General features: G+C 50.0%; 21 protein-coding genes. 11 read left to right on the forward strand and 10 right to left on the reverse strand.

Annotated elements, in window-relative coordinates:
- Positions 1-68: 68 nt before the first annotated feature.
- From NDA01_RS08670 to NDA01_RS08685, 4 genes are all read right to left on the reverse strand, one after another.
- Positions 69-851, reverse strand: a complete 783-nt coding sequence (locus tag NDA01_RS08670) for an ABC transporter permease (RefSeq protein ID WP_190436087.1) — start codon at positions 849-851, stop codon at positions 69-71.
- Positions 851-1,936, reverse strand: coding sequence for an ABC transporter ATP-binding protein (locus tag NDA01_RS08675; protein ID WP_348227631.1), 1,086 nt, complete (start codon positions 1,934-1,936; stop codon positions 851-853). The genes NDA01_RS08670 and NDA01_RS08675 overlap by 1 nt, the downstream gene beginning before the upstream one ends.
- Positions 1,937-2,119: 183 nt before the next feature.
- Positions 2,120-2,935, reverse strand: a complete 816-nt coding sequence (gene rsmG, locus NDA01_RS08680) for a 16S rRNA (guanine(527)-N(7))-methyltransferase RsmG (RefSeq protein ID WP_348227632.1) — start codon at positions 2,933-2,935, stop codon at positions 2,120-2,122.
- Positions 2,936-2,940: 5 nt separating this feature from the next.
- Positions 2,941-3,621, reverse strand: coding sequence for an ABC transporter ATP-binding protein (locus tag NDA01_RS08685; protein ID WP_348227633.1), 681 nt, complete (start codon positions 3,619-3,621; stop codon positions 2,941-2,943).
- Positions 3,622-4,075: 454 nt separating this feature from the next.
- Here NDA01_RS08685 and NDA01_RS08690 point away from each other — a divergent pair, with 454 nt between their 5' ends.
- The 3 genes from NDA01_RS08690 to NDA01_RS08700 all read left to right on the forward strand — a co-directional run bounded on the left by NDA01_RS08690 (position 4,076) and on the right by NDA01_RS08700 (position 6,241).
- The gene (locus tag NDA01_RS08690) at positions 4,076-5,059 is read left to right on the forward strand and encodes a Sll0314/Alr1548 family TPR repeat-containing protein (protein WP_348227634.1); all 984 of its coding nucleotides are present in this window, start codon (positions 4,076-4,078) and stop codon (positions 5,057-5,059) included.
- A gap of 195 nt (positions 5,060-5,254) precedes the next feature.
- Positions 5,255-5,710 (forward strand): DUF3531 family protein, encoded by a 456-nt coding sequence (locus NDA01_RS08695; protein ID WP_190436075.1) that lies wholly within the window; start codon positions 5,255-5,257, stop codon positions 5,708-5,710.
- Positions 5,711-5,788: 78 nt separating this feature from the next.
- On the forward strand, positions 5,789-6,241 hold the full coding sequence (locus NDA01_RS08700) for an NUDIX hydrolase (protein WP_190549778.1): 453 nt from the start codon (positions 5,789-5,791) through the stop codon (positions 6,239-6,241).
- A gap of 87 nt (positions 6,242-6,328) precedes the next feature.
- On the opposite strand, the gene NDA01_RS08705 is transcribed toward NDA01_RS08700, so the two are convergent.
- Positions 6,329-7,375 carry a ribose-phosphate pyrophosphokinase gene (locus tag NDA01_RS08705; protein WP_431193351.1) on the reverse strand — a complete coding sequence of 349 codons (1,047 nt, stop codon included), beginning with the start codon at positions 7,373-7,375 and terminating at the stop codon, positions 6,329-6,331.
- A gap of 343 nt (positions 7,376-7,718) precedes the next feature.
- Here NDA01_RS08705 and NDA01_RS08710 point away from each other — a divergent pair, with 343 nt between their 5' ends.
- The 6 genes from NDA01_RS08710 (at position 7,719) to NDA01_RS08735 (ending at position 13,320) form a co-directional block, all read left to right on the forward strand.
- A complete protein-coding gene (locus NDA01_RS08710; protein WP_348227635.1) occupies positions 7,719-8,177 on the forward strand; it encodes a GatB/YqeY domain-containing protein in 459 nt (152 codons plus the stop codon).
- A 201-nt stretch (positions 8,178-8,378) separates the two neighbouring features.
- Positions 8,379-10,421: a protein kinase domain-containing protein gene (locus NDA01_RS08715; RefSeq protein ID WP_348227636.1), complete on the forward strand. Its 2,043-nt coding sequence runs from the start codon at positions 8,379-8,381 to the stop codon at positions 10,419-10,421.
- A gap of 126 nt (positions 10,422-10,547) precedes the next feature.
- Positions 10,548-11,276, forward strand: coding sequence for a dethiobiotin synthase (gene bioD, locus NDA01_RS08720; RefSeq protein WP_348227637.1), 729 nt, complete (start codon positions 10,548-10,550; stop codon positions 11,274-11,276).
- A 141-nt stretch (positions 11,277-11,417) separates the two neighbouring features.
- Positions 11,418-11,939, forward strand: a complete 522-nt coding sequence (locus tag NDA01_RS08725; RefSeq protein WP_348227638.1) for a photosystem I assembly protein Ycf3 — start codon at positions 11,418-11,420, stop codon at positions 11,937-11,939.
- 95 nt (positions 11,940-12,034) lie between these two features.
- Positions 12,035-12,325: an Asp-tRNA(Asn)/Glu-tRNA(Gln) amidotransferase subunit GatC gene (gene gatC, locus NDA01_RS08730; protein ID WP_190549768.1), complete on the forward strand. Its 291-nt coding sequence runs from the start codon at positions 12,035-12,037 to the stop codon at positions 12,323-12,325.
- Between the two features lie 374 nt (positions 12,326-12,699).
- Positions 12,700-13,320 carry a hypothetical protein gene (locus NDA01_RS08735; protein ID WP_348227639.1) on the forward strand — a complete coding sequence of 207 codons (621 nt, stop codon included), beginning with the start codon at positions 12,700-12,702 and terminating at the stop codon, positions 13,318-13,320.
- A gap of 124 nt (positions 13,321-13,444) precedes the next feature.
- Here NDA01_RS08735 and NDA01_RS08740 read toward each other — a convergent pair whose 3' ends face one another.
- Positions 13,445-14,770 (reverse strand): homoserine dehydrogenase, encoded by a 1,326-nt coding sequence (locus tag NDA01_RS08740; protein ID WP_348227640.1) that lies wholly within the window; start codon positions 14,768-14,770, stop codon positions 13,445-13,447.
- A 171-nt stretch (positions 14,771-14,941) separates the two neighbouring features.
- Positions 14,942-16,198, reverse strand: a complete 1,257-nt coding sequence (gene cpcD/petH / locus NDA01_RS08745; RefSeq protein ID WP_190436040.1) for a bifunctional rod-capping linker CpcD/ferredoxin--NADP reductase PetH — start codon at positions 16,196-16,198, stop codon at positions 14,942-14,944.
- 571 nt (positions 16,199-16,769) lie between these two features.
- Here cpcD/petH and NDA01_RS08750 point away from each other — a divergent pair.
- Entirely contained in the window at positions 16,770-17,780 is a 1,011-nt protein-coding gene (locus NDA01_RS08750) for a phosphoribulokinase (RefSeq protein WP_348227641.1), read from the forward strand.
- 101 nt (positions 17,781-17,881) lie between these two features.
- Here NDA01_RS08750 and NDA01_RS08755 read toward each other — a convergent pair whose 3' ends face one another.
- The 3 genes from NDA01_RS08755 to NDA01_RS08765 form a co-directional block, all read right to left on the reverse strand.
- Entirely contained in the window at positions 17,882-18,229 is a 348-nt protein-coding gene (locus NDA01_RS08755) for a winged helix-turn-helix transcriptional regulator (protein WP_348227642.1), read from the reverse strand.
- 156 nt (positions 18,230-18,385) lie between these two features.
- Complete coding sequence (locus NDA01_RS31870; RefSeq protein ID WP_431193352.1) at positions 18,386-19,039, reverse strand: M23 family metallopeptidase; 654 nt, start codon at positions 19,037-19,039, stop codon at positions 18,386-18,388.
- Between the two features lie 208 nt (positions 19,040-19,247).
- Positions 19,248-21,431, reverse strand: a complete 2,184-nt coding sequence (locus NDA01_RS08765) for an OmpA family protein (RefSeq protein ID WP_348227643.1) — start codon at positions 21,429-21,431, stop codon at positions 19,248-19,250.
- A gap of 149 nt (positions 21,432-21,580) precedes the next feature.
- On the opposite strand from NDA01_RS08765, the gene gcvT reads away from it, so the two are divergent.
- Positions 21,581-22,726, forward strand: coding sequence for a glycine cleavage system aminomethyltransferase GcvT (gene gcvT / locus NDA01_RS08770; RefSeq protein ID WP_348227644.1), 1,146 nt, complete (start codon positions 21,581-21,583; stop codon positions 22,724-22,726).
- Positions 22,727-22,841 lie beyond the last annotated feature (115 nt).

Consider the following 22,841-nt stretch of genomic DNA (forward strand, 5'->3'; position numbering starts at 1 on the left):
AGGGATAGTACTTGCAAGTGGCTTTAGCCAGTGACCCACTCAGCGTGGACGCGGGTGCAATGGCTAGATTAAGAGCGCTGGAATCTGAGCGCTTCAATAGACTGGGCAGTCAAAAACAGGCCCAAAATAATGTAGCTCACGAACAAAATTAAGCCGCTGGTATTCACTACACCGCGAACCAGATCGCCGTAGTGTTTCAGCAGCGATAAGTGCCCGATGGCATCACCCACAGGCCCCCCCACTACTGTGGCGATCGCCTGGATCGACCAGAGAAGTAAAACGAGGGCAAACGTCAAAATTGCCGCCAAAATGCTGCTATCGGTCAATGAAGACAGAAACATGCCCAAAGATAAAACTGCTGCGGCCATTAGAATCAAGCCACCGTAGCCAGTTAACAATAGCGTGGGATTTAAGGGAGGATTCGCAGCACTCAAAGTAATCGTTTCGTAAACTAGCAAGGGCAACACTAAGGTGATGAAGAAAGTGAGAACTCCTAGCAGCTTGCCTAAGGAGACCACCCAGTTGGTTACAGGAGAGGTGGCTAGCAGTTCCAATGTGCCCCGCTTGCGTTCCTCGGCGTAAAGCCCCATCGAGAGAATGGGCAAAATAAACAAAGACAAAACTCCCATCAAGCCCAAAAAAGCTTGAATCAAGGCATAAGCTGCATCAAAGGGTTGCCCAATTTGGTCCGCCGCGGCGGCAGTTTGCAGGGTGTCTTGCAAGGCAATTACAAAGAAAAAACCTGATAAGAACCAAAACACACCCGCGATCGCATAAGCCAAGGGAGAGGCAAAGTACCCCTGCAACTCTTTGCGATAAATCGCCACAATATTGCTGAGAATCACCCGCATTATGCTTCTTCCTCCGATGCTGCTGACTCAGACACGACAGCAGTTGGTGCTCCAGGCGCGTCTTCAATGACTGGCTCCGCTTCCCCCCCAGCGCTCAACTCAGTCTCTGCGCTCGACTCTAAGGCTTTTTCTTCGGTCATCGTCAATTGCAAGAACACATCCTCTAAGCTGGCCTTAGTCCGGCGCATTTCGTAGAGACCTAAACCTCCCCCCACGACAGCAGCGGCAATATCCCGACCTGGGTCGCTATCGGCTTCAGATACTACTCGCACCCGACAGCGCTGAGGCGTTAATGCCTGGTCTGCTAGTTCTTCGATTCGCATCAGCTCTACCAAACGCACACCGGGAATGGGTTGCACTAGTTGTTGCACAGTGCTGACATCGCCGTCCACGTCTAGCTCATACCCCGACCCCGCATTGAGTTGCGCCATCAGATTTTCCGGGCTATTCGTTGCTACCACTCGCCCGCGATTGATAATGGCGACTCGGTTACAGGTCATGCTGACCTCAGGCAAGATATGCGTGGAGAGAATTACTGTATGAGTCCCGGCTAAGTTCTTGATTAAGTTGCGAACTTCAATAATTTGGCGCGGATCTAGGCCTACCGTCGGTTCATCTAAGATAATCGCTGGGGGATCATGCACGATCGCCTGGGCAATGCCTACTCGTTGGCGAAAGCCTTTAGATAGCTTACGAATTAAAGTTTTGCGTTTTTCAACCAAGCTGCAACGCTCTAGAGCTGACTGGACTTGCCGAGAGCGATCGCCCGCACTCACGCCTTTAATTCGAGCCACAAAATAGAGAAATCCCTCCACCGTCATTTCTGGATAGAGCGGCGGCGTTTCGGGTAGATAACCAATGCGCTGCCTCACCGCCATCGAATCCTCGTGAACATCGTAGCCCGCGACTCGCGCACTGCCACTCGTTGCAGGTAAGTATCCAGTCAGAATCCGCATGGTGGTGGTTTTTCCAGCCCCGTTTGGCCCCAAAAACCCCAAGATTTCCCCTGGTTCTACCGCAAATGTCACATCTTGAATCGCAGGGGTTGAGCCATAAACCTTGCTCAACTGTTCAACTTCAATCATGCAAACTTCACTCCCAGGAGTTGTTCATTCCGACAGTTACCCTGATACGTGGCAACAATTTCCTAACTCAACTCAGCTTTAACTTACAGGCCACGCTTTCAACTCACCCCAAAAAGCAATGCGCCTTGCAGTCTGGCAGGATACCAAAATCTGGGATTAACTGCAATTCATCGCCAACTTAATCTATAAGGGCTGCTTTGCTGGCACTCCGATCGCCCGTGGAAATTCACTAGGAGTGGGAGCCACTTTGCGTAAGTAGAGACAGTGCCGCATCCCTTGGCTAACGGGGGTGCTGCATTCTTCGATCGCGGCGATCGCGCCACCCAGCTGAGCCACCGCCGGACGCAATGCTTCGGTTTCCTCAGGAGTCCACTGACCACGATAGAGCACTGCTTGTCCTTCCAGCTTCAGCAGTGGTAAGGCGTACTCAGCACAAACAGAAGCTGGCCCCACTGCTCGAATCAGCGCCAAATCGTAAGCTTCCCGGTGCTCAGGCAACTGCCCGACCTGTTCGGCTCGGTCTACTAAAGTGGTGATATTTTCCAGCTCTAACGTGGTTGCCAGAGTTTGCAGAAAAGTAACCTTCTTCTGAGTCGAATCTAGCAGTGTCACTTGCCAGTCAGGACAGGCGATCGCTGCCGGAATACCAGGAAACCCGCCGCCTGTACCAATGTCGATTACGCGAAAGGATGAAGGATGTATGCCCTCGCCACTTCCGTAGGGTGGGATAAAGGATGAATTTGACTCCTCTTCTTCCTTCATCCCTCCTCCTTCCTGCTTGAAAAATGGTGCTATGCCTCGCAACGAGTCCCACAAGTGCTTTTCCCAAAACTCACTTGGCTCGGTAATGCGGGTGAGGTTTAACTGACGGTTGCCCTCTAGAATGAGTTCGTAAAGCCGCTGTAACTGCTGTTGCTGGTGGGAGGTGGGCTGCCAGTGGAGAGTTTTTTGCCAAACAGCGAGCATTTCTGGCAGGTTCACGGTTTCAAGATCCAACATTAAATTTAACTTTGGACAACAGATTGAGGTTGCTTCGCATTCATTTCTAACACTTGGGGATCGACAGACTGCAACTCGCCGTGGTTGAGAGTCCAACAGCGGTCAGCGATCGCTAGCAAGTCACCCGCATCGTGGGTCACGATCAACAAACTCCAGTGGTCTTTGAGGCGAGCTAATAAATTGACCAACTGCCGTCGCATAGACCAATCTAACCCTGCCGTTGGCTCATCTAGTAGTAATAAATAGGGTTGGCGAATCAACTGTACGGCCAAGGCTAAGCGTCGCTGTTGTCCACCACTCAGGGAATGAGGCGATGTTTGGAGCGATAAGTGCCCCAAACCTACTTCTGTTAAAGCCTGATTTACCTTCTCTGCCCCTAGTTCTGGGTGCCCAAGGCGTAGCTCTTCTAGAATTGTGGCTCCACAAAAATGTCGCTCCGGAAACTGGAAGACAAGACCACCCAGTTGCTGGAGATGAGCTGGAGTCAGTTCCTGCTCTCGCCACAGGATGTCACCTGAAGTTTTTTCCGCCAACCCCGCTAGAATTTCCAGGAGGGTGCTTTTTCCTGAACCGCTGGGGCCGATGATCAAGCCCATTTGCTGAGGCGCTAGCTCCAAATTGATTGATTTGAGGATGGCGGTCGGGGTAGCAGTCGGATGATAGATCAGGTTTTTGAGATAGAGCATTAACGATGTTACCAGCGAGGAGCAAGGTTTCTAGCGAAGTGCAAAGCAGTCGATGAATGTCAGGATACAGCGATCGCCGTTGGCTAGAGCCTGTCCTGACGCTGAAATTGCCACCCAAGTTCAATCAAATCAAGCGTGCCAGCCGCTAGTCTAACGAGAAGGAAAGTTGCAAACCTGAGGCTTCGGCTGTAGCGAGGTAGTCATGATTTTGTTTCAACGGTGACAAATTTAGCCTACCCATCGACCAGTCTAACTGGAACCCAAACCGAATGACTGCGTCAAATTTATGCAGCTAGCTGAACCCTTAATCGGTAGGCGATCTCACCTGAACCAGGTGCTTCTAAACCTTTGGCATCAACCGCGATGAGCGAATTTTTACTCATCGAGCGCCATCTGAGGCTCTAGAGCATTTGCAAGCAGAACGAATTCGAGGAACGTTTTGAGAGGCTCCATTATGACGAACATGCCGATTGCTCCCAGTAGTGTTGGGACGAGTGCCCCACCCTGCTCATCTAGGATGCAACGCCAAAGCCGCCCCCTTTCCGCCTCCCGGCGGTTCGTTTCTGCCGTTGCGGGTACTGCGGCGATCGCTCTTAGTTTGTGCAGCAGTCCTGCCTTTGCGGGCGACCCCTTCCGCACCTCTAACCAGCATGCTATTGGTAAAAATACCGAAGCAGCCTTCAAAGCGATCTTTGAACGGGGCGATTACCAAGCTGCCAGAAAACACTTATCTCAAGCTGAATCCAGCGAACCACTCAGCTATGCCATGAAAGCATCTCTGGCTTACCTGGACAAAGATTGGGATGCCTTGCGAACCAATGCCACTAAAACTCGCGAAACCGCTGAGCAGCTACGTAAAACTGACCCCCTACGCGGCAACTTGTATGTGGCAGTGGGCGAATTTATGGAAGGCGCTTATATTGTCTCCCGTGAAGGTACGGTGCGAGGGACTCCTCAAGCCCTAAACAAACTTCAACGAGTGTTTCAATCATTGAATGCGGCTGAAAAGCTCAGTCCTCAAGACCCAGAACTTAACTTAGTAAAAGGTTTTATGGATTTGATGCTGGCGGTTAATCTCCCCTTTGCCAATCCAGCGGATGCGGTAGAGCGATTGAACAAATACGCCCAGCCTCGTTACTTGGCTTATCGGGGGATTGCGATTGGCTACCGAGACTTGAACCAACCGATAAAAGCGCTAGAGTTTGTTGACCAAGCCTTGAAGCTGACCCCTAACAACCCAGATCTCTACTACCTCAAAGCCCAAGTTCTCGTTAAACAGGGTAAAAATCAGGAAAGCCTAGAATTCTTCCGCAAAGCCTTGGATAAAACCGCTCAACTGCCCCGCCAACTGCGAAACCAAATCGCTTATGAGCGCTGTAGAACTGAATTCCGCATTGATCAAAAAGAGCGCAATTGCAGTACTGAGCTAAAGAAATAGGTCGCGATCGCTCAATCAATTACTCGAAAATACTTCTGAGGGTGTCAAGTATGGCACCTTTTTTTATGGGTGGGTTTCTACAGAGTGGCTACCCTCACAACAGCAGGCTAAACTGGCTGCGGTATTCTGGAATTGCTTAGCTTGCAGATTCGCGATCGCTTAAGCCACGCCCCAATTATTCGGTTTTCAAACAAAATGCAAGTACAGTTTCGGGAGTTTGATCCCTTTAATGTCTGGATTTGGCTGGAGTTCAGCTTGAACCCCTCTGAACTAGAAAAACAGTACGTTGAAGAAATTATCAACTCCTGGTTTTTTCTAGGGAAATTAGGCGGGTTTAACGCCGAAAATCTCCAGGTGCAAGATGTTGGCCTAGAAATCAGCTACATGAATTACAACCAGGATGCGGCTGAAGATAGTTTCATGGCCTTGATGCACAACATTGGGGAAGTAGAGTACGAAAGCAACTGGGCCCGTTGTTGGTTCGACTTAGGCACCAGTGACGCGATCGCCCTAGATGTTTTAATCAATTCCTTGCGGCAATTTAGCAAGGATTACGTAGAAATCACAACGCTGATTATTGGCGGAGAGAATGAAGACTGGCCGATCCCCGAAAGCCGAAAACGAGAGTACTCAGAATACGACGATAATTAATCAGCTAACCCATACGCCACCCCGTTAATTTTGCTAGTTAGGTTTGGCGTAGCTTTTGCATCCCATCTTCTAAGAACTATGTACGGAGTCAATCAAATTCGCGTTTTAGCCCTAGGGCTAATCCAAGACCGTCAGGCTGCTGCTGCTGGAAAAGGCGATCGCATCTTTGTCTCGGAAGGATACGACCCAGTGAAGCAAAAAACTTTTTATCGAGCCTTGGGAGGTGGTGTAGACTTTGGTGAAACCAGCCTGATCGCTTTGCAACGAGAATTTCAAGAAGAAATCCAAGCAGAGCTAGCTAACATTCGTTACTTGGGCTGTCTAGAGAACGTCTTTGTGTTTAATGGCCAATCAGGTCATGAGCTGATCCAGCTCTACAAATGTGACTTCGCTGATCCAAAATTCTACGAACTGGATGAATTGATGTTTGCCGAAGGCGATCGCCAGAAAAAAGCCCTTTGGATTGAGAGCGATCGCTTCAAATCTGGAGAACTCACCCTGGTTCCAGAGCAGTTTTTTGATTATCTCTAAAGCTTTAAAAAATGAAGGGCACCCACAAGAGGTGCCCCTACTTAAGTTATGGCTACGCCTAACATACAAAACTAGAACGCTGATACATTACCGAAACATACTGCTGAGTGAGCTGTCTTCGTGAATTCTCCAGATTGCCTCACCCAAGATATTGGCCACCGAGAGTACCGTCAGTTGCTCAAAGCGACTTGTGTCAGGCACTGGAATGGTATTGGTGACAATGATTTCTTCAAACAAGCCACTGGATAGCCGCTCGATCGCCGGAGGTGAGAAAACAGCGTGAGTTGCACAAGCATAAACCTGACGAGCCCCTTCCTTGCGCAGGAGACGGGCTCCTTCACAGATTGTGCCCGCAGTATCGATCATGTCATCCACCAAGATGGCAGTCTTGCCAGCAACGTCCCCAACCACATTGAGCACTTCTGCCACATTATGAGCTTGACGACGCTTATCAATAATGGCAAGTGGAGCATCATTGAGCTTTTTGGCAAAGGCTCGGGCCCGCGCGACTCCACCCACATCTGGCGAAACGACCACAATATCCGACAAATTCTTACTGGCTAAATAGTCAAACACAACTGGTGAACCATAGACATGGTCACAGGGAATGTCAAAATAGCCTTGGATTTGGGCTGAGTGCAAATCCATTGCTAGAATTCGATTTGCGCCAGCCTGAGTAATTAAGTTAGCTACAAGCTTGGCTGTAATAGACTCCCGCCCCGCAGTTTTACGGTCTGCTCTAGCGTATCCATAGTAAGGAATCACAGCGGTAATTTGCCGAGCCGAAGCTCGTCGGCAAGCGTCCACCATGATCAGTAATTCCATCAGGTTATCGTTAACCGGCTGGCACGTCGGCTGAATTAGATAAACATCACACCCTCGGATCGATTCCTGAATTTGGATATAAAGTTCTCCATCGGCAAACCGTTTACGGACCATAGGTCCTAGGTCCATGCCCAAGTACCGAGCAACTTCTTGAGAGAGCGGTACATTGGCAGAGCCGGAAAACAACCGCAGACGACTATTGTCAGAAATAGTCGGCAGAGTTGGGTGAAGAGTCAAAGTTGCAGAACGGATCACAACAGGCCCCCGAAGCGCATTCATCGCAATATTATCATTCTGATCCAGAATCATCCTCCAAAAATTCCCTGAATTAGGTGTAGCTATGGAGAGTAATTTTTGTGGAAACTGACTAGGAATTGTCGCACAAGAGCGGAGAGGCAAACTAGCGATTTTTGGCTGAACAATGCGCAGATTAATGAGAATTTCAGAGAAACTTGCAGATCGGTGGAAGGCAATGGCTGTGTTCACTTCCCCGCCAAACAGTCAGTAAGCAAGCTAAAATTGATCACCTAGCTGGTTTAGGCAAAATTTCTCATTCATATTTATGAGAAAAATTCTGCCTAGTTTATTGGGGAAATAGGGGCAAACAGCTCCACTTTAAGTAGGGCGAAAAATTTCTTCTGAGGATGGCCTTATGAGCTTGAAAGATCGCATTGGTGAAGATATAAAAGCGGCAATGAAATCTAAGGAGAAACTTCGCTTAGAAACGATCCGCAGTATTAAAAAGGCATTGTTAGAAAAAGAAGTCAGTCTCAGACCCAGTGGGCAGACAGATTTGACAGAAGCCCAGGAAATGGAATTACTGCTGCAACAAGCCAAGCAACGCCGTGATTCTATCGAACAATATCAGCAAGCAGGACGGACAGACTTAGCTGATCAAGAAGCCCAAGAGCTGGCGATTCTAGAAGCGTACTTGCCGACACAACTCTCAGATGACGAGTTAAGCAAGATCATTGATGAAATTATCACAGAGGTGGGAGCAACTTCACTTAAAGACCTAGGTAAGGTTATGGGGACTGCCATCCAACGAGTTAAAGGTCAAGCTGATGGCAAGAAGATTCAAGCTCTAGTCAAAGCCAAGTTGAGCGAATAAGCTGTGGTGGGAACACAGCTAGCTTGAGTGTCCCTGGAGTTGCTAGCTAAACCTACCCGGCTGTAGCCTCTTTGTCACAACATAGTTACGGGCACAATTACAGCTATGGGCCACCCTCAGCTAGTTTTTGGTAGCTCTACCTCTGGTGAGCTGAGTCCGTGATGTGCCTGTTGCAATCAATTCAAAGCAAACTAACCTGCTATGCAACCGCCAATTCCTGCCGGGACTATTCTGCAAAACCGCTACCGCTTAGTTAGTATTCTGGGCCAAGGTGGATTTGGCCGAACTTATTTAGCGGAGGATCAAGGGCGTTTTAATGAGCGCTGCGCCTTAAAGGAATTTATTCCGGCTCAGTCGAGTCCTTACGCTTTGGAGAAATCCAAGGAATTGTTTCAGCGAGAAGCGGCGATTCTGTATCAAATTCAGCACCCGCAGGTACCTCAATTTCGAGCCACGTTTGAACAAGATCAGCGCCTCTTTTTAGTTCAGGACTATGTTGAGGGCAAAACCTATGGCACGTTGGTTCAGGAACGGACGGCGCAGGGTTATCCCTTCTCGGAGTCAGAGGTGATCCAACTGCTACGGCAAATCTTGCCTGTACTGGCTCACATTCATAGTAAGGGCATTATTCACCGAGACATTGCGCCTGACAATTTGATTTTGCGGGAAAGTGACCACCTGCCAGTTTTGATTGATTTTGGTGTGGTGAAAGACTTGGCGACCCGGATTCAGTCTCCGGAGACGGTGCCGCAACCTACTACAGTTGGTAAGTTTGGTTACGCACCCAGCGAACAGATGCAGACGGGCCGCGCTTACCCCAGCAGTGATCTTTATTCTTTGGCGGTACTGGCTATAGTTTTACTGACGGGTAAGGAGCCACAAGAACTCTATAACGAAAGTACTCTGACTTGGCACTGGCAAGATTTAGCTAAGGTCAGCCCCGGCTTGGCTCAGATCTTGAACCAAATGTTGAGTTATAAACCGGGCGATCGCTATCAATCTGTGGCTGAGGTGGTTCAAGCACTACAAGCTCTGACTCAGCCCACGGTTGTCTCTCCACCAGCTCCTCCGCCTGCCTATCCTGGGCAACCGCAATCCCCTCCTCCGCCTCCCGTCCAGGCTCAAGTACCATCCCCTCCGCCTCCTCCTACTCAGACACCTCCTCAAACACCTCCTCAAACGCCTTCGCCCCCACCTAATTCCAACTTGTCTCAGGTGGCCACTGTTGCCGTGGGTCGCAGACCAGACCCTGTAAATCCCAATCCCAATAGTGATCCCAACCGAACCAATCCTGTAATTCCTGCTCCTTCGAGTGGTCCGTCTTGGGAAAATCCTTGGGCGATCGCAGCAGTAGGAACAGCTTTAGCCTTAGCCGCTGGGCTAGGTTCTTGGGCTTTGGTCACTTCTTTACTACGCTCTCCAAGAGATTCTGTTTCTCCAACGCCTTCCGTTACTATCACCTCTAGCTCTACTCCTAGTCCTAGTCTCACCCCTAGTCCTACCCCTAGTCCGACGCCAACACCCAGCCCTAGTCCAGTTCAATTTAGCCAACGGCTGAATGTTACTCCTGGCGAACAAAATACAGTTGAAGGCGGGTTGAAAGCTAACGAGACCATTAGTTACATCGTGCCAGGGCAGCAGGACCAAACCCTAAGTGCTTATTTGGGTGGTGAAGGAATTTTAATGACGGTGCTCGCTCCGGATCAAAACCCTGTCAACAATCGCGCTAAGCGTGTCTCCGCTTGGGAAGGAGCGTTGCCCTATACCGGAGACTACTATATTCAACTCAGTCCGGTGCGAGGGATTGCTCAGGCAGATTATAAATTGGAGTTGAACTTAGAGAGTCCTGTTGAGCCAACTCCAACTCCGAGTCCGACGCCTAGCCCGACGCCTAGCCCGACGCCTACTCCTAGCCCTACACCGGGTGCGGTTGATGTCGAGCGAGTCAGTTTTCCCCCAGGGGCAACCGAGACCCAAGTATCTGGTCAGACTAACCCCACGACAATCAAGCGTTATTTAGTCACCTCTCAAGCAGGACAAGTACTCAACGTAGAAATCACGGATGGCGCTGCTACACTCGACATCCGCTATCCAGATGGTCGGTTGGTAGAGGATGCTTCTGGAGTTGTTTCGTGGCAATCGCAGTTGCCAACGGATGGAGATTACCAAATTGATGTGATTGCGACTCGCGATACTAACTTCACGCTAAATATTAGCGCCCAGAATCAGGAACCCTCTCCATAGCTATGGTCATCTATGGTCCCAATGATGGAATTCACAGCTCAACCTAACTGATGTGAGGAAGAACGGTAAAGTATAGTTTGAGACTGTCTTTGACTTCGTAATCTAACAGATACCATTCCACTCCCCTTGAACGCACTACTCATTGCTGGAACTGATACAGACGCGGGTAAAACTGTTTTGACGACGGCTCTTGCTGCTTACTGGCAGACTTACTGCTCGGCCCGCAGTCTAGGGATTATGAAACCGATCCAGTCGGGTCTAGGCGATCGCGAACTCTATCTGCGCCTTTTCAACCTGAATCAGTCCATAGACGAAATTACACCGCTTTACTTTCAAGCTCCTTTAGCGCCACCGCTGGCAGCCGACCGCGAAGGGCGCAAAATCGAGCTAGAACTGGCTTGGAAAGGTTTGGAAGCGCTCCGACAACAGCGAGATTGGGTGTTAGTAGAATCGCTCGGTGGTTTGGGTTCTCCGGTTACTCACGAAACCACGGTGGCAGATTTGGCTTGGGATTGGCGGTTGCCGACTGTGTTGGTGGTGCCTGTGCGCTTAGGGGCGATCGCTCAGGCAGTCGCTAATGTTGCTTTAGCGCGTCAAGCGCGGGTGCACCTCAAAGGCATTGTGCTGAACTGTACCCAACCTCGCACCGAGCAGGAGATCGAGGATTGGGCACCCAGAGATTTGATTCAGTCTTTAACGAATGTGCCAGTGTTAGGGGTGATTCCCAACTTAACGGATGCCACCGATTTAGCGAAGTTAACGGAAGTTGCCGCTAATTTGGAGTTGGAGCGACTGATGCCAATTGTCATCTCGCCACAAGATTTTCTATCGGTCGGCGATCGCGCTTCAACTTAACTAAACTCACTAAGAACTGTTACAAGCTGGATTGCTCCTCAGGAAGTGACCAATCGGCGCTAAATTAGTGGAATAAGCGTTTAGCAAGTGACCTAGCCAAGCGGTTATCTGAGCCACTGGCCCCCATTCGCAGAGGCGACTATGCCAAGATTTCAACGAAACGACAACTTCATCGATAAAAGCTTCACAGTCATGGCAGACATGATTCTCAAAGTTCTGCCAGCCACCAAAAAAGAAAAAGAAGCGTTTGCCTATTACCGAGATGGCATGTCTGCTCAGGCTGATGGAGAGTATGCGGAAGCTCTCGACAACTATTTCGAAGCCTTGAAGCTGGAAGACGATCCCTACGATCGCAGTTACGTTCTTTACAACATTGGCTTAATTCGCACCAACAATGGTGAACACGAAGAAGCTCTAAAGAACTATTTAGAAGCGATCGAGCTGAACCCTCGCTTACCTCAAGCCCTCAACAACGTGGCAGTAATTTACCACTACCGAGGCGAACAGGAAAAAGAAGCGGGCAACGATGAGGCAGCCGAAGCCTTGTTTGACCAAGCGGCTCAATATTGGAAAACTGCCATTCGGATGGCTCCTAACAACTATATTGAGGCGCAGAACTGGCTCAAAACCACAGGCCGTTCGCAGATAGATGTGTATTTTTAGTCGGTTGCTCCTTCTATTGAGTTGACTTACAGCAGCTAATCTTTTTTCGTGATTAGCTGTAATTTTTTTGACCTTTACTTCTGAGCCACTTACCTATGCTGGATCGCGATCAAGTTCATAAAGTTGCTCACCTCGCTCGTTTAGAATTGGCGGTTGAAGAGGAAGAAAAATTTGCGACACAACTAAGCAGCATTTTGGACTATTTTGAGCAGCTCAGTGAGTTGGACACAAGCAATGTAGAACCAACCACACGGGCGATTGATTTGAATAATGTGACGCGAGTAGACCAGTTGCAGCCATATGGCGATCGCGAAACGATTCTAGAAGGCGCGCCTGAGCGGGATGCTGACTTTTTTAGAGTGCCTAAAATCATCAACGCTGATTAGTGAAAGCTGATTAGTGAAATCTAACCAAACAAATTAGTGTCTCTCAATCAGATATAGCAATCCTAAATGGTTTGTGAGAGGTGCGCCGCTCACAAACCCCAAACGGATAAATTATTTAGGACACCTATAGAGTCCTAACAGCACGGAGAGTAGGGGCGTAAGTTGCGCTTCTCTTTTGGCTAGGAGCCAAAAGGTTAAAAACAGGTTAGTAAGCTCTGACATCAAAGTTTGGCATATCTATAGATGGATGCCACGGGGTAGGATGTTAAGCTGTCTACCCTCCATAGGAGGATATTCACACTACCTATAAGGCGGATTTCTAAAAATTTGCCTTCTGATTTAATTGGCAAAGTCCTTTGTTGAGGTTAAGTCTTGTGAAGGCTAAATACGTTACCCTCTTTGGGACAGCCCTAGCCCTGGCTCTCACTAGCGGTGCTGCTGTTGCCCAATCGAGTGGCACAACTGCCCCCTCTGCAGCAGAAATCAAGCTTTCTCCAGAAGGCTTCAGAATTCTGTGCGAAGTTTTTCCCCTAAACTCCCGCTGTCCTGGTGGTACCCCTTTAGATTCGACCGCAGCCCCCACCAGCCCTTCTGAGGATACGGCTGAACCTGCGGATACAACTACAGACACAACCGAGACCGAAGAGCCCGATATGACTCGGCCTGCGGGTCCACCTAGCTCCCCCGGTAGCCCTGACAGCGGCACTGTACCTGAAGTAGACCCATCTACCCCCGCTGATGACTCTGGGACTATGACTGACCCGAGCACAACAGACACAACAGACACAACCGAGACCGAAGAGCCCGATATGACTCGGCCTGCGGGTCCACCCAGCTCACCTGGTAGCCCTGACAGCGGCACTGTACCTGAAGTAGACCCATCTAGCCCCGCCGATGACGCTGGGAGTACGACCGACCCCGGCATGAGTCCTGACGGTTCTATGTCTCCTGAATCAGCTCCCAGCTCAGATTCACCTGCACCTCAGACCCCCTGAGGTTCTCTGTCAGACAAAGCCCCCAGGGTTTCACTGTTTCAAGCTCATACCAAGACCTTAGAATCCTATCGATCCAGCTCTAAGTAATGAGGCTTTTCTTAGAGCTGGATTTTATGTTGCAAAGTTAAAGCACTCGTAGCACACTAGAGACACTGCTGATTGATGACAAGCTGCGGATTTCTTCTAGGGCTTGGCGAAAGTTCCCTTCTGGGACATCGTGCGTAACGACGACGATTTCTGCTAAACCATCTTGATTGCCGATCTGAACAACGGATTCCAAGCTGACTTGATGGTTGCCGAAGCAGGTACCTAGTTTGCCAATGACGCCAGGGTAGTCCTTAGTGAGAAATCGGGCGTAAAAGCGGGTCACTAGGTCTGTCATCGGTGCGATCGCGCTGTAGTGCTGATGAGAGCAAGCTAACAGAGGGTGTGCGGCTTGAGTAGGCTGAGTGGGAACTGGCACTAGATTAGCTTGCAGCACAGCGGCAATGTTGAGCATATCTGACACCACAGCACTAGCCGTTGGACCTGCCCCTGCCCCCCGACCAAAGAACATCACCTGCCCGATCGGGTCACCTTCCACCAAGATGGCGTTGTAGACATCGTTGACGCTGGCAAGAGGGTGAGACTTGGGAACTAGAGTTGGATGTACTCGGATTTGGAGCTGCTCCGGTGCGTTCTCAGTAGAGACTGTGTTGCGTTTGGCGATCGCCAGCAGCTTAATCACAAAACCGAGCCGCTCCGCGTAGGCAATATCAGCAGCACTGACCTGACGAATGCCTTCACAATAAACTTCTGCTAATTTAATTCGTCCGCCAAAGGCTAGTGAAGCTAGAATCGCAATTTTGTCTGCTGCATCTAGGCCGTCTACATCAGCGGTGGGATCGGCTTCGGCATAACCCAATCGTTGAGCATCTGCTAGCACCTCAGCGAAGTCAGCGCCTTCGTTTTGCATCCGGGTCAGGATGTAGTTAGTGGTGCCATTGATAATCCCTATGACCGTATCAATACGATTGGCCCCGAGTGACTGCTTGAGGGGTTGAATTACTGGAATTCCCCCGCCTACCGCTGCTTCTAGCAGTACATATACTCCTGCTTCGTTGGCAGCGGTGAAAATCTCAGCGCCATAACGGGCGATCGCAGCTTTATTGGCCGTAACGACATGCTTACCATGAGCAATCGCTTGAAGAATCAGCGATCGCGCAGGCTCTAAACCCCCCATCACTTCAACCACAATATCGATGTTGGGGTCGGTCACAATGGATTCGAGATCCGTGGTTAGTAAGTCAGCAGGTAGGTCAATTTCACGGGGTTTGTCGAGCGATCGCACCCCAACTCGATGAATTTCTAACTCCTTTAACAAAGGGTGGCGCTGCGTTGCATCGAGCAAAATCTGTGCTGTACCCGTGCCTACTGTTCCTAGCCCTAGCAAACCGACTTTGAAGGTCACAACCGTTATCCCAAATTCCAATAAGTTCTGACAAACGAATAAGCCCTAGGGTTTGAATCTTCAGGAAGAAAAGTTGCTTCCCAATCGATCCAAACTCTAGGGCTAGTTTAACTGCTAGTGATGACACTCTGAGACTTCAGCTCAGCGGAGCATTCACGGAGCGATCGCAGCTTAGTAGGTTTCTACGTGCCAGCGCTCGCTCTTCTTCATTTGCTTCTGGTAATCGCTCCAGGTCACACCGTCTTTGGCAGCCGCAGCAGACAGCGCTTCATCAATGCCGCCTTCCATACCTTTGAGACCGCAAATGTAGGTGTGGGTGTTCTCCTGCTGGATCAGCTTCCACAGTTCATCTGCGTGCTCAGCTACACGGTCTTGGATGTACATCCGACCGCCAGAGGCATTCTTTTGCTCCCGGCTGATGGCACAGGTGAGGCGGAAGTTTTCTGGATACTTTTGCTGAATTTCTTCCAACTCTTCTTTGTAGAGAATGTTGGGGCTGGTGGGAATGCCGAAGACCAACCAAGCAAAACCCTTAAATTGGTAGCCAGGATTGGCTTGGCGCTCAGCGTCCTTAAACATGCGCCACAGATAAGCGCGGAAAGGCGCAATACCCGTTCCAGTGGCAAACATGATCACGTTGGCATTGGGATCGGTAGGCAGGAGCATTTCCTTACCAACGGGTCCCGTAATTTTAACTTCGTCGCCTTCCTTGAGGTTGCAGAGGTGGGTAGAGCAAACCCCGTAAACGGTTTCGCCTGTTTCAGGGTGCTTGTACTCTAGCTGACGCACGCACAGAGAAACAGTTTTGTCATCGACATGATCGCCATGCCGAGTAGACGCGATCGAGTACAGGCGTAGCTTTTCAGGCTTACCCTTTTTATCAATTCCGGGGGGGATGATACCAATACTTTGGCCTTCTAGGTAGCGCAAATCACCGCCGGAAACATCAAAAATCAGGTGGCGAACGGTGCCAATTCCGCCTTCGCCCACTAGTTCCTCGTTAGAAACACATTTGCCTAAATAGGGGCTATTTGGACGATAAATGTTGACGGGAACATTTTCTTCGAATAGAGCCTCATGCTTTGCACCTGCTGCTGGAGCAGAATCTGCTTGCATCTTAGCGGGTTGAGCCGCCGGAGCAGATTGCGCTGACTGCGAACTTTTACTAGCAGCCGCATTACCGTTGGTAAGGGTTTCACTATTGAGTGGCTCAATGCCAACAATCTTGCCGCCCATACGCAGAATGCGCTGCATCATGTCGTTCATGCGGTTATAGGGCACTGTGATAAAGGTGCTACCGCTGCGACGAATGGGGTAGTTCGTTTTATCCGTTTCCGAATTCTGACGCAGACCGACGACTTCATAGCGGAAGAGACGGCTACCGGAAGCCGTGTTGCCAGCACCGCCCGCTGCACTTGAATTGAACATTGCTATAGATATCTCCGAACCCAACTTAACTTAACATTTTGCTACAAAGCGTCCTTGGCTCCCATTAATGTTAGCCCTACGCCTCAATCGCAAGTCTCAAAGGACTGAAAGATTAAATCTGCATCACGCAATTACATCACGCAGTTATAGAAGCCATGCCTACTTCTAGAGTATCGGAAGACCGAAATATCTCGGCCTCTTTCTCATGGCTACCCAAAGCATAAAAGGTTAGTCAGGAAAAGAATGTCAATGTCGAGCCAATTTCATTTCTTTAAAATGCGCAATTAACCTTAGCATAGATAGGAACCGAGCTAATTTTCAATTCAGGCTGAACTTGTAGAGGGGATCATGTTCTGGTAAGATGAACTGTTAAAGTAGTATTAAATACTTACTAGAAAAGCTTCTTCAGGATAAGCGGTAGCTCTTTTGCTGCACGTTTGTTTTGCATCTGCCTCTGTGCCAGCCTTCTAAGCCGCACTACCCACTTCGGGCGTGAATTCCGGGCTCTAGAGTGAATCTGCTCAAAACTCAGTTAGTGAACAGTCTATTCAACGATCGTTAGAGGGAATCTATGACCAGTAAGCCAGACCGCGTGGTTTTAATTGGCGTTGCCGGAGACTCCGGATGCGGTAAATCTACATTTTTGCGCCGATTGACAGATTTGTTTGGGGAAGATTTTGTTACCGTAATCTGCCTCGACGACTACCACAGTCTGGACCGGAAGCAACGTAAGGAGACCGGGATTACCGCCCTTGATCCCCGTGCTAACAACTTTGACTTGATGTACGAGCAGGTCAAAGCTCTGAAGAACGGCCAGTCTATTGATAAGCCTATCTACAACCACGAAACGGGCGAGCTCGATCCTCCAGAACGGATTGATCCTAATCACATCATCGTGATTGAAGGTTTGCATCCTCTGCATGATGAGCGGGTGCGATCGCTGCTTGACTTCAGCGTTTACCTCGACATCAGTGATGAAGTGAAGATCGCTTGGAAGATTCAACGGGATATGGCTGAGCGTGGTCACACCTATGACGATGTCATGGCAGCCATCAATGCTCGTCGCCCTGACTTCGAAGCTTATATCGATCCGCAAAAAGGCCATGCTGATGTGGTGATTCAGGTACTACCTACTAACCTGATCAAAGGTGAAACGGAGCGCAAAGTTCTGCGCGTTCGCATGGTGCAGAAAGATGGGGTTGAAGGATTTGAGCCTGCTTATCTGTTTGATGAAGGCTCTACCATCGACTGGACACCTTGTGGCCGTAAGCTCACTTGCTCGTACCCTGGTATCAAGATGTTCTACGGTCCTGATACCTACTACAATCACAGTGTTTCCGTGCTGGAAGTGGATGGTCAGTTCGACGAGCTAGAGGAAGTAATCTACATTGAGAAGCACCTCAGCAAAACTTCGGCTAAGTACGAAGGTGAAGTGACTCATCTGTTGCTGCAACACCGTGAGTATCCCGGTTCGAACAACGGTACTGGTTTATTCCAAGTGCTGACGGGTCTGAAGATGCGGGCAACTTACGAGCGCTTGACGTCTAAAGAAGCGAAGACCAAAGTAGCAGCTAACGTCTAAAGCTTTTTGTTTCCATCACAGGCTGTATTACTGGGGCGCGAGGCTGAGGTCTCGCGCTTTTTCTATGGCGTTGATGGCACTATGGCGATCGCTGGCTAAGGTCAAATCTGGTCTGACTCCTGGCTCTCCAAAAACTTGGTTCCCCATTCGTGCATGGAGTTCAAGATTGGCTTGAGGGTTGCACCTAGGGGAGTCAGGGAGTATTCCACTTTGGGTGGGACTTGCAGGTAAACTTGGCGATGCACTAAACCGTCTTGTTCCATTTCTCGCAGTTGTTGCGTCAGCATTTTTTGAGTGATGCCATTCAACGCTCGGTGTAACTCTCCAAAGCGTTTTACCCCAGGAAATAATTCGCGAATAATCAAAACCTTCCAACGCCCGCCGATCACGCCTAGGGTCGTTTCTACAGCACAGGTGACGCGATCGCGGCTCTCAACTTGTGGCTCCATAGTATCTTTTGGGGTAGTATCTAGAGTTCTAGTCTATACCTTACATTTAGCCCCTAGTATTGCCTCAAGTTAATTTTGCCTAGTGGAGGGGGCTGTGCCCGCCCAATATAAAATCGCAACTCTGATTTGGTGCAGCACTAGTTTTTCTGGAAAGAATTAGCGAGTGAATTGCTGAGCCACCGTACTGGGAAGATAGGCGATCGGATTAACAGCGCTTTGTCCTTGAGGGCGAATTTCGAAGTGGCAATGAGGGCCAGTACTATTACCTGTACTGCCTAGCTCAGCGATGATTTGGCCTTGCCGCACCTGCTGGCCTTGCTGCACCAAAAGTCTCTGATTATGAGCGTAAAAGGTGACGCTACCATTCAAATGTTGAATTTTGACTAAGTTGCCGTAGCCACCCTGGTTCCAGCTAGCACTGATCACAATTCCATCTGCTGCTGCTTGAATCGGCGCACCAACAGGGCCAGCAATATCGATGCCATTGTGCATGCGACCCCAACGGGGACCAAATCTAGAGGTGACAACGCCTTTGACGGGCCAAATATAGCCTGCTTGGAGGGAGGAATCTGTAGGCCAAGCAAAATTAGGCTTCGAACTGGATGGTCTGGAGGCCGCGACGGGATAACTGGGGACTGGTACTTGAATCAGTTTGATGGAGCCAGTGGCTGAATTGGTAGTAACTTGAATCCGATAATTTTGGGGAGTCGCGATCGCTGGATCTAGCAATCCGGCTGCTAAGCTACTCATCGTTAATGATGCGGTTAGTAGCAATTGCAGGGAACGGTAGTTTGTGGATGGGATCGTCATGCGTGGTTCGTTCAATTCGATAAAGGACTGAGCGAGGACACCCTATTTCACACCAAAAACGCGATTGCTTCTAACGACAATCGCTAGTAAATCGCATAGCCCTCACTTTGCCTGGAACGCAGGGAGAATTAACTGGCGTTCACACGGATCTCCACCCAGCCAGTTGCTTTAAAGGGCCTGGTGATTTGACGGAATTTACGGATGTAACTTACCTGCTACTCCCAGGTTCAATTTGCAAGTCTTCTTCTTGAGACTCAAAGATGATGTCTACACCGCGTATGTCTTGGAAGGTAAATTCGGCTCGGCGATCGCGAGCGTAATCTACGCGACTGGCACCAGTGGTTTTACGTTGGGTTTCGCCCAAAGAACGAATGGTCAACCGTTCTGGTGCAACGCCTCGACGGAGTAGATAGTTTCTGGCTGCTAAAGCTCGACGACGACCCAGATCTAAGTTGTAGGCATCGCTAGCCCGAGGGTCAGTGTGGCCTTCAATATCCACCACGATGAAAGGATATTCTCGCAGCACATCAGCGATTTGATTGAGTACCGCCGCGCTCTCTGGGCTAACAATATCTTTGTCAAGAGCAAAGTGGATGTTTCTGGGTACGCGCAACCGAATGGGAGGTGGAGTTGGTGTAGGTTCTACTGGAGGTGTGGGTGGCACCTGAGCCACGGGGGGAGTGGTGCAACGGGGCACTTCTGTAACTGGCGTAGGTGATGTGGGAGGAGCCGCAGCACCTTGAGTGGTGCGGATAGTGGCGTTGGCGGCTGGCTCGGAGGTACCGTAACGGCTATCTGTGGCGATCGCACTAATTTGCTCGCCGGGCTGCACGTTGGTCAAGGTGGCGCTAAATCGACCTTTCTCGTTGGCTGTTGCGGTGGCGATCGCTTTGCTTAAGGGAGCATAACCAGGAAATTGATTAATGGCTTTGCTCCTAGCTCCTGACTCCTGGCTCCTGGCTTCAACTCGATAAATCTCGACTTGAGCACCTGGATCGGCTTTGCCATCCACATTCACTTGATCATTGAGCAGGATAAATTCTGAACTAAGCCACTGAGGAGCATTAATGGCTGAGTTGCCAGTATCTAAGCGCCGATTGCCCGAATTGCGAGGAGGATTGGGGCCATCGCCACGCTGATAGTCTTGCACGCCTACGTTCTGCTGCGTGTTCAGGTCAATGCTGAGTCCTTCTAAGGCGGCAAATTGGTTGTCTTGAATCAAGTTGCGATCGCTCTTGGGGTAAGAAGTGACAACAACTCCTGGCCCCGTTTGGTAGCTGATCTGGTTCTTGATTACCTGATGCTGATTGCCCATTAAATAGACTGCGGCTCGCCGCAACCGCCGTCCATTGAGCTTAATTTGGTTGGATTGAATCTGGACTGATCCATCAGGCTTAAACAGGTAAATGCCGCTGCCATCATTGCCACAAATTAAGTTGCCTGTGATTTGGGAGCGATCGATCACACCTTCTAGGCGAATCGCGTCGGGCATCCCCGCAATCCCGTTGCCCACAATAATGTTTTCTGTAACTTGGGTATTCTCCGCCCGCACCGCCGTAATAATGCCGCTGCCTTCATGACTAGCAATCCGGTTGCGCCGAATCACGGTGCCGACTCCGTTAAACACAGACACACCAAACGCTGAGGGATTGGTAGGCATTTGTTCATCAATAGTTAGGCCTAACCAGTTGTTCTCAATCGTGACGTTTTGTGGTGGTTTGTCGTCAGCACCAAATGGGAAGTTGGCGTTGGGCGGTTGCTGCTGACTGGTGTCTGGCGGTGGTAAACGGTGTGCAATAAAAATATCAGCCGGAGGCGTGCTGGCGGGCACTTGACGACGGGAGTTGAATCCGTAAAGGCTGAGGCCGCGAATCGTCACATTATTCGCAGCGACAGTTAGCCCCCGAAAGACTTCCTGACCCTCAGCGGGAGTAATAGCCACTACTGGGATCGGAATGCTGATTTCAGCCGTAGCCGATTTTTCTGCATCATATCCGGGTTGCGTGCTGCCATCGATAACTAAGCCAGGGCGATCGAGCGGTGGCAGAACTGAAGTGAGACGAATTGTTGTTTGCTCGGCAGGTAAGCTGAACTCGATGCGGGAAGGGGCATCGGCCCTTAGGGCTGTGACTTGAGCTTGTTCTTCGGTACTCAAGCGATCGCGCTCCAGGGTGCCATTCGTTAGGGCGATCGCTTCTCGCAGGGTTATAGCTGCATCTGGCTGGATCGGCCCATCTTGATTGCTGTTGACCACTACCCGTAAATGTGGCGCAAGGGAGGGATTATTCTCAGAGCTGGGAGCGGCTGTGACGCTGGGCGCGATCGCGATTTCTGTGAGGCCAACCCAGAGTCCTAGGAGAGCAGCCGATTTGAAGCGGTAGGATGCAGGCATGGTCAAGCTATGGAAAGTGACGATCAACGAAGTGATTCAGAGTTTACCCTGATTTTGCTGACCCAGAATCAGCCACCCTAACGGTTAAAGCAACTGGTAGTAGTTTCCCGTAGGATCAATACAGTCTTACTCGAACGGAATTCAAAGCTGTGGCCTCATTAAGCGATGCAAACAATGCTGCAACTCCTCTGCCCTTGGCCCGGACTCCCCTATTTGAGCATGCAGTAGCTCTGAAAGCTCGCATGACTGCCTTTTCTGGCTGGGAGATGCCTGTACAGTATGTCGGCATTGCTCAAGAACACCAAGCGGTGCGGCAGCAAGCGGGAATGTTTGACATCTCCCACATGGGCAAATTTGTGTTGAAGGGCCACCAAGTAATTGAGCAACTCCAGCGTTTAGTGCCCTCCGATCTAGCTCGGCTCCAACCTGGTGCCGCCCAATACACCGTTTTGCTCACGCCAGAAGCGGGTATTGTGGATGATTTGATTGTGTATTACCGAGGAGAAGATGCGGCAGGGCAACCAACGGTAGTGCTAATTGTCAACGCGGGCACCACGTTAAAAGATAAAACCTGGTTGACCGAGCATCTGGATTTGGATCAGGTGGATTTTCAAGACCTGTCTACAGAAAAAGCCCTGATTGCCGTACAAGGCCCTCAAGCGATCGCCTGTTTACAATCTGTAGTTGAAGCCGACTTGAGTGCTGTCAAGCCCTTCGGTCATTTAGTGGCTCCAGTCTTGGGCCAACTCGGTTTCTTGGCTCGCACAGGCTACACCGGAGAAGATGGCTTTGAAGTCATGGTTGATGCAGCGGCAGGTGTAGAACTATGGCGATCGCTGCTGGCGGCAGGTGTGACTCCTTGTGGCTTGGGCTGTCGGGATACCTTGCGTTTAGAGGCGGCAATGGCCCTCTACGGCCAAGATATTGACGAAGCCACCACACCTTTAGAAGCAGGTCTGGGCTGGTTGGTGCATCTAGACACTAAAGGCGACTTTATCGGGCGATCGGTGTTGGAGCAACAGAAGCAAGCAGGTGTGCAACGGCGTTTAGTAGGACTGAGGATGGCAGGGCGCAATATTGCGCGGCATGGCTATCCGGTGGTGCATGAGGGACAAACGGTGGGTGAGGTAACCAGTGGTAGTTGGTCACCCACCTTAGAGCAAGCAATCGCGCTGGCTTATGTCCCCGTAGGTTTGAGCAAAGTGGGGCAGCAACTCAATGTAGAGATTCGCGGCAAACTCTATTCAGGACAAGTGGTAAAACGCCCCTTTTATCGGCGACAAGCCAGTCTGTGATGCTCAACTGACCTAGCAAATTGCCGCTAGTCTTGCTACGCTACCTAAAATCTTTAAATATTTCCAAAAATTTTTTGCCATCACCTGCCGACTCGCTCATGATTAGGAGAAGTTT

The organism is Trichocoleus desertorum AS-A10, assembly GCF_039962155.1.
Taxonomy (GTDB): domain Bacteria; phylum Cyanobacteriota; class Cyanobacteriia; order FACHB-46; family FACHB-46; genus Trichocoleus.

Coding starts and splice junctions, on each gene's coding strand:
- NDA01_RS08695 (WP_190436075.1), top strand. CDS start 5,255: ATGCAAGTACAGTTTCGGGAGTTTGATCCCTTTAATGTCTGGATTTGG.
- cpcD/petH (WP_190436040.1), bottom strand. CDS start 16,198: ATGTTCAATTCAAGTGCAGCGGGCGGTGCTGGCAACACGGCTTCCGGT.
- NDA01_RS08750 (WP_348227641.1), top strand. CDS start 16,770: ATGACCAGTAAGCCAGACCGCGTGGTTTTAATTGGCGTTGCCGGAGAC.
- NDA01_RS08755 (WP_348227642.1), bottom strand. CDS start 18,229: ATGGAGCCACAAGTTGAGAGCCGCGATCGCGTCACCTGTGCTGTAGAA.
- NDA01_RS08670 (WP_190436087.1), bottom strand. CDS start 851: ATGCGGGTGATTCTCAGCAATATTGTGGCGATTTATCGCAAAGAGTTG.
- NDA01_RS08700 (WP_190549778.1), top strand. CDS start 5,789: ATGTACGGAGTCAATCAAATTCGCGTTTTAGCCCTAGGGCTAATCCAA.
- NDA01_RS08710 (WP_348227635.1), top strand. CDS start 7,719: ATGAGCTTGAAAGATCGCATTGGTGAAGATATAAAAGCGGCAATGAAA.
- NDA01_RS08690 (WP_348227634.1), top strand. CDS start 4,076: ATGACGAACATGCCGATTGCTCCCAGTAGTGTTGGGACGAGTGCCCCA.
- rsmG (WP_348227632.1), bottom strand. CDS start 2,935: ATGTTGGATCTTGAAACCGTGAACCTGCCAGAAATGCTCGCTGTTTGG.
- NDA01_RS08685 (WP_348227633.1), bottom strand. CDS start 3,621: ATGCTCTATCTCAAAAACCTGATCTATCATCCGACTGCTACCCCGACC.
- NDA01_RS08705 (WP_431193351.1), bottom strand. CDS start 7,375: ATGATTCTGGATCAGAATGATAATATTGCGATGAATGCGCTTCGGGGG.
- NDA01_RS08675 (WP_348227631.1), bottom strand. CDS start 1,936: ATGATTGAAGTTGAACAGTTGAGCAAGGTTTATGGCTCAACCCCTGCG.
- gatC (WP_190549768.1), top strand. CDS start 12,035: ATGCTGGATCGCGATCAAGTTCATAAAGTTGCTCACCTCGCTCGTTTA.
- NDA01_RS08765 (WP_348227643.1), bottom strand. CDS start 21,431: ATGCCTGCATCCTACCGCTTCAAATCGGCTGCTCTCCTAGGACTCTGG.
- NDA01_RS08725 (WP_348227638.1), top strand. CDS start 11,418: ATGCCAAGATTTCAACGAAACGACAACTTCATCGATAAAAGCTTCACA.
- NDA01_RS31870 (WP_431193352.1), bottom strand. CDS start 19,039: ATGACGATCCCATCCACAAACTACCGTTCCCTGCAATTGCTACTAACC.
- NDA01_RS08715 (WP_348227636.1), top strand. CDS start 8,379: ATGCAACCGCCAATTCCTGCCGGGACTATTCTGCAAAACCGCTACCGC.